Source organism: Afipia sp. MLSD5-FHT05B12 (assembly GCF_058793355.1).
Genome location: NZ_JBXAFS010000003.1, coordinates 189,001 through 202,432, shown reverse-complemented (window position 1 = coordinate 202,432; position 13,432 = coordinate 189,001). Strand labels below are relative to the sequence as shown.

The following is a 13,432-nucleotide window of genomic DNA, read 5'->3' as shown; positions in this document are numbered from 1 at the left end:
GCCATGAATATTCACATCAAAGGCACAGTCACTCGCGCATCCGCTCTCACGCGCCGCTCGCTTCTGAAGGCGGGAGCGGGGCTCGCAATCGGCGTCTATATCGCAAGGAACGGCAAGGCCCTCGCGCAAGCGCCAGCCGCTGCGCAGGTCAACCTCACGCCGAATACGTTCCTGATCATCAAGCCCGATGATACCGTTACGGTGCTCTGCAAGCACATCGAGTTCGGGCAGGGGCCATTCACCGGCATGGCGACGCTGGTCGCCGAGGAACTCGACGCCGATTGGTCGCAGATGCGTGCCGATCACGCGCCGTCCAATCCGGTGCTCTACAAGAACCTGTTCTTCGGTGTGCAGGGTACGGGCGGCTCCACCGCCATCGCCAATTCCTACGAGCAGATGCGCAAGGTCGGCGCCGCCGCGCGCGCGATGCTGGTGGCCGCCGCCGCCAGGGAGTGGAACGTGCCTGCGGCGGAGATCACGGTCGAGAACGGCGTGATCAAGCATCCGTCGGGCAAGCAAGGCCGTTTCGGCGCGTTTGCCGAGAAGGCGAACCAGATGCCGGTGCCGGCCGATCCGAAGCTGAAGGATCCGTCGCAGTTCAAGTTCATCGGCAAGGAGGGTGCGGTCAAGCGTCTCGACAGTGCCGAAAAGTCGAACGGCACCGCGGTGTTCACACTCGACATCAACGAGCCGGACATGCTCACGGTGGTGATCGCGCGGGCGCCGCGCTTTGGCGCCACAGTTGCGTCGTTCGACGCAACGGCGGCGAAGGCCGTATCCGGCGTCGTCGATGTGAAGCAGGTGCCGACCGGCGTTGCGGTCTATGCCAAGGGCTTCTGGCCGGCCAAGACCGCGCGCGATCTTTTGAAGATCACCTGGGACGACAGCAAGGCCGAGAAGCGCGGCACGCAGCAACTGCTGACCGAGTTTCGCGATCTGTCGAAGACGCCGGGCAAGACCGTGAAGACGGAAGGCGATTTCGAAGCAGAAGCCGCCAGGCCGGGCGGCCGCCTGATCGAAGCCGAGTTCGCCTTCCCGTATCTGGCCCATGCGGCGATGGAGCCGCTGAACGCTTTCATTCACTGGAAAGGCGACACGGTATCGTCGCGCTTCGGGAGCCAGTTTCCGACTCCGGACCATGCCGCTATCGCGAATATTCTCGGCGTGCCGATGGAGAAGGTTGAGTTGAAGACCATTCTTGCCGGCGGCAGCTTTGGACGGCGGGCGCAGCAGACGATGCATGTCGCTGCCGAACTCGCCGAGGTGGCGAAGGCCATCGGCCCCGGCAAGCCGATCAAGCTGGTCTGGACCCGCGAAGACGATATGCGCGGCGGATACTATCGTCCGTTCAGCGTGCATCGCATGCGCGGCGTGGTGCGCGACGGCAAGATCCAGGCCTGGAGCGATACCATCGTCGGCCAGTCGATCATGAAGGGGTCGCCGTTCGAGGCGATGACCTTCAAGGACGGCCTCGACTCGACGGCCTATGAAGGGTCGAACGAAATCCCCTACGAGGTCGCCAACTTCAAATGCGACCTGCATCAGGTCGATGTCGGCGTGCCGGTATTGTGGTGGCGTTCGGTCGGACACACCCATACAGGCTATGCGGTCGAAGCGTTCGTCGACGAACTGCTTGAGGCCGCCGGAAAGGACCCTGTCGAGGGCCGTCTTGAGCTGATGAGCAAGAAGCCGCGCCATGCCGGCGTGCTTCGCGCGGTCGCGGAACTGGCGGACTGGAAGAATGCGAAGCTTGAGCCCGGCCGTGCGCGTGGCGTCGCGGTGGTCGAGAGCTTCAATACCTTTGTTGCGCAGATCGTCGAACTGTCGATGGAGGCGGAAGGCCCGAAGGTCCATAAGGTCTGGTGCGCGGTGGACTGCGGGATCGCCGTCAATCCGGACATCATCCGCGCGCAGATGGAGGGCGGCATCGGGTTCGGCCTCGGTCATATCCTGTATGCCGATGTGCCGATGGAAGATGGCCGCGTCGTGCCGGGCAACTTCGATGCCTATCGCTCGCTGCGCATCAACGAGATGCCGGCGATCGAGGTCACCGTCGTCAAATCGACCGAGAAGCCAACGGGCGTCGGTGAGCCGGGTGTGCCGCCGATCGGTCCCGCGGTCGCTAACGCAATGGCGAAACTCGGACAGGTGCGTCCAAGGCAGTTGCCCATCGTCCCGGGAGCATCGGCATGAGGTTGGTCAGGCAAGGAGTGTTGGCGTTAGGCGCGGGCGCCTTCGCCGCGACGTTGCTGGCATTCACGGGCCCCGCATTTCGCGGCGAGGCGGATGCCGCGATGGAGCCGCCGGTCAACCCGGTCAAGCTGAAGCCGGTGTCGAGCTTTAGCGACATCAAGAATGCCAACGAGCGGGCGATCGCGCTGTTCGAGGAAGCCGGCAAGGTGCTGATGTCGCCGCGCTGCATGAACTGTCACCCCGCGACGGAGCGTCCGACGCAGACCAACAAGATGACTCCACATCAGCCGCTGGTGGTGCGCGGGGAAGGCGGCATGGGCGCGGCGGGCGGTCTGGCCTGCAACACCTGCCACCACGAAACCAACTTCGATCCGGCCGGTGTGCCCGGTCACCCGCAGTGGCATCTCGCGCCGCTGGAGATGGCGTGGCAGGGCAAATCGCTCGGCCAGATCTGCGAGCAGATCAAGGATCCGAAGCGCAACGACGGCAAGGACATGGCCGCACTTGTGAAGCATATGGCCGAAGACAGCCTGGTCGGCTGGGCCTGGGCGCCGGGTGCCAACCGGACGCCTGCGCCCGGAAGCCAGAAGGAGTTTGGCGATCTGATCAAGGCGTGGGCCGCGGCCGGGGCCGCGTGTCCGAAAATTGTAGCAAATACAAGAGGTTGAACTTAAAAACCCGATTCGTTATGCTTCGGACCGCTTCGCCGCGCGGCCTGACCGCGCGGCTTCTGGCCCGAAAAATGCTTATGGAACTCAGAATCCCCTTGGCAAGGCGAGCCTGACCCGTTAAACATTCCTTTCCGGGCGTGCTGGCTATCGCTGGCGCGTCCGTGTTCGTTTTCCGAAAATCAAACCAATAGGAGTCCATTCCTCGTCGATCATTCCGCATGGATTGCTCACAGGAACGGAAAGCCTTTGTCTTGAAAGAAGAAAATGAGCAGGGGCTGTCTCTGGCGTCAAACCCGGGGAACGCTCCGATCCTGTCCAAGACTGCAGGTGCCTTGCCTGATCCCTCGTGGAAACGGCTTCGCTTAATCTCCTGCACAGACGGGTGAAAACCGGATTTCGTGACCCACCCCCGATTCGGCGGTGGCTGCGGATTTGGTTCGAACCTCGACACCTCGTTCCGGCGAGCCGCAGGGCAGACCAGGGCGAGAGGGCAGGCTTCCGAAATGTCGTCGTGCCCGACGTGTTGAGAGATGAATGTCTCGAGGCCAGCGGGCAGGACGATCGGTGCAACCCGGCGGTTCTGTCTCAAGCGGACCGCCAACCGGAAAGAGCTTGCTGTGGAACGAGCGGCAAAAAAAGAGGCGGTCGAAACGCTGAACGGGGTCTTCAAGACCACGGGCGTTGCGGTCGTTGCTCATTATTCCGGCCTGACCGTTGCCCAGATGCAGACTCTGCGGACGCAGATGAAGCAGGCTGGCGCCTCGGTGAAGGTCTCGAAGAACCGTCTCGCCAAAATTGCTCTGGAAGGCACGGATGTTGTTTCCATCGGTTCCCTGTTGAAGGGGCCGACCGTGATCGCGACTTCAAACGATCCGGTAGCAGCACCGAAAGTTGCTATCGAATTCGCCAAGGCGAACGAGAAGTTCGTCATCCTTGGCGGTGCGATGGGAACCACCGTCCTGAATCCCGACGCTGTGAAGGCGCTTGCCTCGCTGCCGTCGCTTGATGAACTGCGCGCGAAGATCCTCGGCCTCCTTGTGGCGCCGGCGACCAAGATCGCTCAGCTCTCCACCGCGCCTGCTGCGAAGCTGGCCCGCGTGGTTCAGGCCTATGCCTCAAAGGGTGAAGCGGCGTGACGCCATTCTCCATCTCAACTGGTTCGAACTGATACGCTGAAGGAAAGTTAAAATGGCTGATTTGCAAAAGATCGTGGACGACCTCTCGAGCCTCACGGTTCTCGAGGCTGCTGAACTGGCGAAGCTTCTCGAAGAGAAGTGGGGCGTTTCGGCTGCCGCCGCTGTCGCGGTGGCTGCTGCTCCGGGCGCTGGCGGCGGCGGTGCTGCCGCTGCTGAAGAGAAGACCGAGTTCTCGGTTGTTCTCGCTTCGGCTGGCGACAAGAAGATCGAAGTCATCAAGGAAGTCCGCGCCATCACCGGCCTGGGCCTCAAGGAAGCCAAGGACCTCGTCGAAGGCGCGCCGAAGCCCGTCAAGGACGGCGTTGCCAAGGACGAAGCCGAAAAGATCAAGGCTCAGCTCGAGAAGGCTGGCGCCAAGGTCGAACTCAAGTAAGTCGTTACGTTTCCCGGCCGGTCCTTCGGGGTCGGCCGGACACTTTAATGTGTGACGGTTCGATGATTGACCCCCTCGAATCGCCGCGATGACCGCCTACATAGGCGGAGGCACGAAAGGACGGATCGCCCTTTGAAACCCGGATCGATTTCAAGGCGGGACGTTGGGAGACGAGATATTTCGGGCTTTAACAGGCCGTAGGGATTGTTTCGACGGGCAGAGCGCTCCAGCGCTCCGCGCGTCATTTTGCGTCTTGAGATTCGGAGCGGGGTTGCCCGCCGCCTGAAGCTCGGACGCCGCGGCGCCGGGATGGTTGTCCGGGCGATTTGAAATTCAACCCGGATGCGGTGCCCATCGCACTCCGGAAGCAGCCGCCAGTCAAGGGCGGCGAAAATGAGAGGCCACGATGGCGCAGACGCAGCAAACTTTCACTGGTCGCAAACGCGTTCGTAAGTTCTTCGGACACATCAAGGAAGTTGCCGAGATGCCGAACCTCATTGAGGTTCAGAAGGCATCGTATGATCAGTTCCTGATGGTCGATGAACCCACCGGCGGGCGGCTGGACGAGGGTTTGCAGGCCGTTTTCCGCTCGGTGTTCCCGATCAACGATTTCTCGGGAACCTCGCAGCTCGAGTTCGTTCGTTATGAATTCGAGCAGCCGAAGTATGACGTCGATGAGTGCCGCCAGCGCGGCATGACCTTCGCTGCGCCGCTCAAGGTGACGCTGCGCCTCATCGTGTTCGATATTGACGAAGAAACCGGCGCCAAGTCCGTCAAGGACATCAAGGAGCAGGATGTCTACATGGGCGACATTCCGCTCATGACGATGAACGGCACCTTCGTCGTCAACGGCACCGAGCGCGTCATCGTCTCGCAGATGCATCGCTCGCCCGGCGTGTTCTTCGATCACGACAAGGGCAAGACCCATTCGTCGGGCAAGCTGCTGTTTGCCGCGCGCGTGATTCCATACCGCGGTTCGTGGCTCGACATCGAGTTCGACGCCAAGGACATCGTGTTCGCGCGTATCGACCGCCGCCGCAAGATTCCGGTGACGTCGCTGATGTTCGCCCTCGGTCTCGATGGCGAGGAAATCCTCTCCACGTTCTACAAGAAGATTCAGTACAAGCGGATCAAGGACGGCTGGCGCGTGCCGTTCGTCGCTGACCGTTTCCGCGGCTATTCGACCATCAACGATCTGATCGACGCCGACAGCGGCAAGGTCGTGCTCGAAGCCGGCAAGAAGCTGACCGTGCGCTCCGCGCGCCAGCTCCAGGAAAAGGGCCTCAAGGCGTTGCGCCTGTCCGACGATGAACTCGTCGGCAATTATCTCGCGGAAGACCTCGTCAACCCGAAGACCGGCGAAATCCACGCCGAAGCCGGCGAGGAAATCACCGAGAAGCTGCTGAAGGCGCTGAACGAGCAGGGCTACAAGGAACTGCCGCTGCTCGACATCGATCACGTCAACATCGGCCCCTACATCCGCAACACGCTCTCCGCGGACAAGAACATGACGCGTGAAGACGCGCTGTTCGACATCTATCGCGTGATGCGTCCGGGCGAGCCGCCGACGCTCGACTCCGCGCAGGCCATGTTCCAGTCACTGTTCTTCGACTCGGAGCGCTACGACCTGTCCGCCGTCGGCCGCGTGAAGATGAACATGCGTCTCGAACTCGACGCGCCGGACACCATGCGCACGCTGCGCAAGGAAGACATCCTGGCCGTCATCAAGACGCTGGTCGACCTGCGCGACGGCAAGGGCGAGATCGACGACATCGATCACCTCGGCAACCGCCGTGTTCGCTCGGTCGGCGAACTGATGGAGAACCAGTACCGCATCGGTCTCTTGCGCATGGAGCGCGCGATCAAGGAGCGCATGTCGTCGGTCGATATCGATACCGTCATGCCGCAGGACCTGATCAACGCGAAGCCGGCCGCCGCTGCCGTTCGTGAATTCTTCGGCTCGTCGCAGCTGTCGCAGTTCATGGACCAGACCAATCCGCTGTCGGAAATCACCCACAAACGCCGTCTCTCGGCGCTTGGACCGGGCGGTCTGACCCGCGAACGCGCGGGCTTCGAAGTCCGCGACGTGCATCCGACGCACTACGGCCGCATCTGCCCGATCGAGACGCCGGAAGGCCCGAACATCGGTCTCATCAACTCGCTCGCGACCTTCGCGCGCGTGAACAAGTACGGCTTCGTGGAAACGCCTTACCGCAAGGTCAAGGACGGCCGCGTGACCGACGACGTGGTCTATCTCTCCGCGATGGAAGAGGGCCGCTACCGCGTCGCTCAGGCGAACGTGCCGCTCGACAACAAGGGCCGATTCACCGACGATCTGGTGATCTGCCGCCACGCGGGCGAAGTTCTGCAATTGCCGCCGGATCGCGTCGACTACATGGACGTGTCGCCGAAGCAGCTGGTTTCGGTCGCCGCAGCTTTGATTCCGTTCCTTGAGAACGACGACGCCAACCGCGCGCTGATGGGCTCGAACATGCAGCGTCAGGCCGTGCCTCTGGTGCGCGCCGAAGCGCCGTTCGTCGGCACCGGCATGGAAGGCGTCGTGGCCCGTGACTCGGGCGCTGCGATCGCCGCCCGCCGCACCGGCGTGATCGACCAGATTGACGCGACCCGTATCGTTATCCGCGCGACGGAAGATCTCGATCCGACCAAGTCGGGTGTCGATATCTACCGCCTGATGAAGTACCAGCGCTCGAACCAGTCGACCTGCATCAACCAGCGTCCGCTGGTGAAGGTGGGCGATCAGGTCAAGAAGGGCGACATCATCGCGGACGGTCCGTCGACCGATCTCGGCGAACTCGCGCTCGGCCGCAACGTGCTCGTCGCGTTCATGCCGTGGAACGGCTACAACTTCGAAGACTCGATCCTGCTCTCCGAGCGGATCGTGAAGGACGACGTCTTCACCTCGATCCACATCGAGGAATTCGAAGTCATGGCCCGCGACACCAAGCTCGGACCTGAGGAAATCACCCGTGACATTCCGAACGTCTCGGAAGAAGCGCTGAAGAACCTCGACGAAGCCGGTATCGTCTACATCGGCGCGGAAGTTCGCGCCGGCGACATCCTGTGCGGCAAGATCACGCCGAAGGGCGAAAGCCCGATGACGCCGGAAGAAAAGCTTCTGCGCGCCATCTTCGGCGAGAAGGCCTCCGACGTTCGCGATACCTCGCTGCGCGTTCCTCCGGGCGTGCAGGGCACGATCGTGGAAGTCCGCGTGTTCAACCGCCACGGCGTCGACAAGGACGAGCGTGCGCTGGCGATCGAGCGGGAAGAGATCGAGCGTCTTGCCAAGGACCGCGACGACGAACAGGCGATTCTCGACCGTAACGTCTATGGCCGTCTCGCTGACCTGCTTGAAAACCGCCAGGGCATTGCTGGCCCGAAGGGCTTCAAGAAGGACACCAAGATCACCCGCGCGGTGCTCGAGGAATATCCGAAGTCGCAGTGGTGGCAGTTCGCCTCGCCGAACGACAAGCTGATGGCTGAAATCGAAGCCATGCGGAAGCAGTACGACGAATCGAAGAAGGGCCTTGAACAGCGCTTCCTCGACAAGGTCGAAAAGCTTCAGCGTGGCGACGAATTGCCGCCCGGCGTGATGAAGATGGTCAAGGTCTTCGTCGCGGTGAAGCGCAAGATTCAGCCCGGCGACAAGATGGCCGGACGTCACGGCAACAAGGGCGTGGTGTCGAAGATCGTGCCGATCGAAGACATGCCGTTCCTTGAAGACGGAACGCATGCCGACATCGTGCTCAATCCGCTCGGCGTGCCTTCGCGCATGAACGTCGGACAGATTCTCGAAACGCATCTTGGCTGGGCCTGTGCTGGCCTCGGCAAGCGGATCGGGCAGGCGGTCGACGCGTATTACAGCGCCGGCAAGTCGGACGTGAAGCCGCTCAAGGAGACCTTGAAGAAGGTCTACGGCGACGACGAGGTCATCAAGACGCTCAACGACGCGGAATTGATGGAGCTTGGCCGTAACCTGCGCGCGGGCGTGCCGATCGCAACGCCGGTGTTCGATGGCGCCAAGGAGAAGGACATCGAGGACATGCTCGACCTCGCCGGGATGAACAAGTCCGGCCAGTCGACCGTGTACGATGGACGCACTGGCGATCAGTTCGATCGCAACGTGACGGTGGGCTACATTTATATGCTCAAGCTGCACCATCTCGTGGATGACAAGATCCACGCGCGTTCGATCGGTCCTTACTCGCTCGTGACCCAGCAGCCGCTGGGCGGCAAGGCGCAGTTCGGCGGACAGCGTTTCGGCGAAATGGAAGTGTGGGCGCTCGAGGCTTACGGCGCGGCGTACACGCTCCAGGAAATGCTGACCGTGAAGTCGGACGACGTGGCCGGCCGTACCAAGGTGTACGAGGCCATCGTGCGCGGCGACGACACGTTCGAAGCGGGTATCCCGGAATCGTTCAACGTGCTGGTCAAGGAAATGCGCTCGCTCGGCCTCAACGTCGACCTGCACAATTCCAAGCTCGGCCCGACGACGACGACGTCAGAGGCCGCCGAGTAAATTTGATTTGCTGCCTCTCCCGCTTGCGGGGGAGGTCGCCGGACGCAGTCCGGCGGGTGGGGGCTCTTTTTTCTGAGCTTCCCCCTCCCTGACCCTCCCCCGCAAGCGGGAGAGGGAGAACAGATTTCGGAATTTGCTGCCGGTGACGATCGGCACGCGAGGAGAACACGATGAACCAAGAAATTATGAATCTCTTCAATCCGACGACTCCGGCCCAGGTCTTCGACCAGATCCGGATTTCGATCGCATCGCCTGAGAAGATTCTGTCGTGGTCCTACGGCGAGATCAAGAAGCCGGAAACCATCAACTACCGCACGTTCAAGCCCGAGCGTGACGGCCTGTTCTGCGCGCGCATCTTCGGGCCGATCAAGGACTACGAATGTCTTTGCGGCAAGTACAAGCGCATGAAGTACAAGGGCATCATCTGCGAGAAGTGCTCGGTCGAAGTGACTCTGTCGCGCGTCCGGCGCGAGCGCATGGGCCACATCGAGCTGGCCGCTCCGGTTGCGCACATCTGGTTCCTGAAGTCGCTGCCGTCGCGCATCGGTCAGCTGCTCGACATGACGCTGAAAGATCTCGAGCGCATTCTGTACTTCGAATACTACGTCGTTCTGGAGCCGGGTCTGACCGCGCTCAAGGACCGTCAGCTGCTGTCGGAAGAAGAGTATCTCCGCGCCCAGGACGAGTACGGGCAGGACAGCTTCACCGCCATGATCGGCGCGGAAGCGATCCGCGAACTGCTGAAGGGCCTCGAGCTTGAGAAGCTCGATGGCCAGCTTCGCGCTGAGATGGCCGAGACCGAGTCCGACATCAAGCACAAGAAGCTCGCCAAGCGCCTGAAGATCGTCGAAGCGTTCCGCGTGTCCGGCAACAAGCCGGAGTGGATGATCATGACGGTGGTGCCGGTGATTCCGCCGGACCTGCGTCCGCTGGTGCCGCTCGACGGCGGTCGCTTTGCGACCTCCGACCTGAACGACCTGTATCGCCGCGTCATCAACCGCAACAACCGCTTGAAGCGGCTGATGGAGCTGCGCGCGCCGGACATCATCATCCGTAACGAAAAGCGCATGTTGCAGGAGGCCGTCGACGCACTGTTCGACAACGGCCGCCGCGGCCGCGTCATCACGGGCGCCAACAAGCGTCCGCTGAAGTCGCTCGCCGACATGCTCAAGGGCAAGCAGGGCCGCTTCCGTCAGAACCTGCTCGGCAAGCGCGTCGACTATTCCGGCCGCTCGGTCATCGTGGTCGGTCCGGAATTGCGCCTGCATCAGTGCGGCCTGCCGAAGAAGATGGCGCTCGAATTGTTCAAGCCGTTCATCTACTCGCGGCTCGACGCCAAGGGCCTGTCCACCACCGTGAAGCAGGCGAAGAAGCTCGTTGAAAAAGAGCGTCCCGAGGTCTGGGACATCCTCGACGAGGTCATTCGCGAGCATCCGGTGCTGCTGAACCGCGCCCCGACGCTGCATCGTCTCGGCATTCAGGCATTCGAGCCTGTGCTGATCGAAGGCAAGGCGATCCAGCTTCATCCGCTGGTTTGCGCCGCGTTCAACGCTGACTTCGACGGCGACCAGATGGCCGTGCATGTCCCGCTGTCGCTCGAAGCGCAGCTGGAAGCGCGCGTGCTGATGATGTCGACCAACAACATCCTGCATCCGGCGAACGGCCAGCCGATCATCGTGCCGTCGCAGGACATCGTACTCGGGCTCTACTATCTCTCGATCATGCGTGAGGGTTTGCAGGGCGAAGGCAAGGTCTACCGCGACATGGCGGAGATCGAGCACGCGCTGTTCTCGAAGGTCATCCACCTGCACACCAAGATCAAGTACCGGTGGACCGGCGTCGACGAGGAAGGCAAGACGATCTCGAAGATCTACGACACCACCGCCGGCCGCGTCATGCTCGGTCAGGTTCTGCCGAAGCACGGCAAGGTGCCCTTCGACACCATCAACAAGCTGATGACGAAGCGCGAAATCTCCGGCGTGATCGATCAGGTGTACCGTCACTGCGGTCAGAAGGAGACGGTGATCTTCTGCGATCGCATCATGGCGCTCGGCTTCTACAACGCCTTCAAGGCGGGCATTTCGTTCGGCAAGGACGACATGGTCGTGCCGCACGGCAAGTGGAAGATCGTCGATGACACCCGCACGATGGCGAAGGACTTCGAGCAGCAGTACAACGACGGCCTGATCACGCAGGGCGAGAAGTACAACAAGGTGGTCGACGCCTGGGCGAAAGCCTCGGAGAAGATCGCCGAGCAGATGATGAAGGAAATTTCGTCCGTCAAGAAGAACAGCAAGGGCGAAGATTCCCAGATCAACTCGATCTACATGATGGCTCACTCGGGCGCGCGCGGTTCGCCGGCCCAGATGCGTCAGCTTGCCGGCATGCGCGGCCTGATGGCCAAGCCGGACGGCTCGATCATTGAGACGCCGATCGTGTCGAACTTCAAGGAAGGCCTCACGGTTATGGAGTACTTCAACTCCACCCACGGTGCCCGTAAGGGCCTCGCGGATACGGCGTTGAAGACCGCGAACTCGGGCTATCTTACCCGCCGTCTGGTGGACGTGGCGCAGGACTGCATCATCACGCAGGACGATTGCGGTACCAAGCTCGGCATCAAGATGCGGGCTATCATCGACGCGGGTACGGTCGTGGCCTCGCTGGCGTCGCGTATTCTCGGCCGCACCGCGGGCGAGGATCTGCGCGATCCGGCAACCAACAAGGTTGTCGTCAAGCGCGGCACGCTGATGGAGGAAACACACGTCGACGCCATCCAGCAGGCTGGCATCCAGGAAGTGAAGATCCGCTCGGCGCTGACCTGCGAACTGGTCAACGGCATCTGCGGCAAGTGCTACGGGCGCGATCTCGCCCGCGGTACGCCCGTCAACCACGGCGAGGCTGTCGGCGTCATCGCCGCGCAGTCGATCGGCGAGCCGGGCACGCAGCTCACCATGCGCACGTTCCACATCGGCGGTGCGGCGCAGATCAACGAGCAGTCGTTCATCGAGTCGAACTTCGACGGCAAGATCGTCATCAAGAACAAGGCGATCGCGACCAACAGCGAAGGCTTCAATGTTGCAATGGTCCGCAACATGGTCGTTGCCGTGGTCGATCCGGACGGCACCGAGCGCGCGACGCATCGCATCCAGTACGGCGCGCGCATGCGCGTCGAAGAGGGCGATATGATCAAGCGCGGCCAGCGCATCGCGGAGTGGGATCCGTATTCACGCCCCATTCTCACCGAAGTCGAAGGCACGATCGGATTCGAGGATCTGGTCGAAGGCCAGTCGATCTCGGAAACGCTCGACGAATCCACGGGTATCGCAAAGCGCGTGGTTATCGACTGGCGCACGACCGGCCGTGGCGCGGATCTGCGTCCCGCCATCGTGGTCAAGGGCAAGGATGGCAAGGTGCTGAAGCTGGCGCGTGGCGGTGACGCCCGTTACATGCTTTCGGTGGACGGCATTCTGTCGGTCGACGTTGGTGCCAAGGTCAAGGCGGGCGACATTCTCGCCCGTGTCTCGACGGAAAGCGCCAAGACCCGCGACATCACCGGCGGTCTGCCGCGCGTCGCGGAACTGTTCGAAGCCCGCAAGCCGAAGGATGCCGCGATCATCGCGGAAATCGCCGGCACGATCCGCTTCGGCCGCGACTACAAGAACAAGCGCCGCATTTCGATCGAGCCTGTCGACAAGAACGAGGAGACTCGCGAGTACCTCATTCCGAAGGGCAAGCACATCCATCTGCAGGACGGCGATATCGTCGAAAAGGGCGATTTCATCGTCGAGGGCAATCCGGCGCCGCACGACATCCTGGCGATCAAGGGCATCGAGGAACTCGCTGCCTATCTGGTCAACGAAATCCAGGAAGTTTACCGGCTCCAGGGCGTGCTCATCAACGACAAGCACATCGAGGTGATTGTCCGTCAGATGCTGCAGAAGGTCGAGATCACCGATCAGGGCGAGACCGACATGATCTCGGGCGAGCAGGTCGACAAGATCGAGTTCGATCAGCTCAACGCCAAGGCGAAGGACGAGGGCAAGAAGCCCGCGACCGGAAACCCGGTGCTGCTCGGTATCACCAAGGCCAGCCTGCAGACGCGGTCGTTCTTCTCGGCGGCGTCGTTCCAGGAGACCACCCGCGTGCTCACCGAAGCTGCCGTCAACGGCAAGGTGGACCCGCTGGAAGGCCTCAAGGAAAACGTCATTGTCGGCCGCCTGATCCCGGCCGGCACCGGCGCCTCGATGGCGAAGATCCGCGAAGTCGCAACCAAGCGCGACAAGCTGATCCTCGACGAGCGCGAGAAGCAGGCGGCGATTACGCCGGCCGCTCCGGAAGCGGAGCCGCTGGCTCTGCCGCCGGCGGAATAATCTTTTCGCGCAGAGTCGCGTCAGCCATGACTAAAAAAGGCCGCCCCAGGGCGGCCTTTTTGTTAGGGTGGCGGACTTTTCAGCGGCGC

The 13,432-nt window shown here is 62.0% G+C and carries 6 protein-coding genes; all 6 read left to right on the top strand.

Annotated elements, in window-relative coordinates; all coding sequences use genetic code 11:
- The first annotated feature begins 3 nt into the window (after positions 1–3).
- The 6 genes from AC1Q6J_RS05655 to rpoC all read left to right on the top strand — a co-directional run bounded on the left by AC1Q6J_RS05655 (position 4) and on the right by rpoC (position 13,343).
- Positions 4–2,193, top strand: a complete 2,190-nt coding sequence (locus AC1Q6J_RS05655; protein ID WP_492278348.1) for a xanthine dehydrogenase family protein molybdopterin-binding subunit — start codon at positions 4–6, stop codon at positions 2,191–2,193.
- Positions 2,190–2,861 carry an Isoquinoline 1-oxidoreductase subunit gene (locus AC1Q6J_RS05650; RefSeq protein WP_492278347.1) on the top strand — a complete coding sequence of 224 codons (672 nt, stop codon included), beginning with the start codon at positions 2,190–2,192 and terminating at the stop codon, positions 2,859–2,861. Before AC1Q6J_RS05655 ends, AC1Q6J_RS05650 begins: the two co-directional genes overlap by 4 nt.
- A gap of 620 nt (positions 2,862–3,481) precedes the next feature.
- A complete protein-coding gene (gene rplJ, locus AC1Q6J_RS05645) occupies positions 3,482–4,000 on the top strand; it encodes a 50S ribosomal protein L10 (protein WP_040425888.1) in 519 nt (172 codons plus the stop codon).
- Between the two features lie 52 nt (positions 4,001–4,052).
- Complete coding sequence (gene rplL, locus AC1Q6J_RS05640; RefSeq protein WP_235100702.1) at positions 4,053–4,433, top strand: 50S ribosomal protein L7/L12; 381 nt, start codon at positions 4,053–4,055, stop codon at positions 4,431–4,433.
- Positions 4,434–4,839: 406 nt separating this feature from the next.
- Complete coding sequence (rpoB, locus tag AC1Q6J_RS05635; RefSeq protein WP_492278346.1) at positions 4,840–8,973, top strand: DNA-directed RNA polymerase subunit beta; 4,134 nt, start codon at positions 4,840–4,842, stop codon at positions 8,971–8,973.
- Between the two features lie 170 nt (positions 8,974–9,143).
- Positions 9,144–13,343 carry a DNA-directed RNA polymerase subunit beta' gene (rpoC, locus tag AC1Q6J_RS05630; RefSeq protein ID WP_492278345.1) on the top strand — a complete coding sequence of 1,400 codons (4,200 nt, stop codon included), beginning with the start codon at positions 9,144–9,146 and terminating at the stop codon, positions 13,341–13,343.
- Positions 13,344–13,432: the final 89 nt, after the last annotated feature.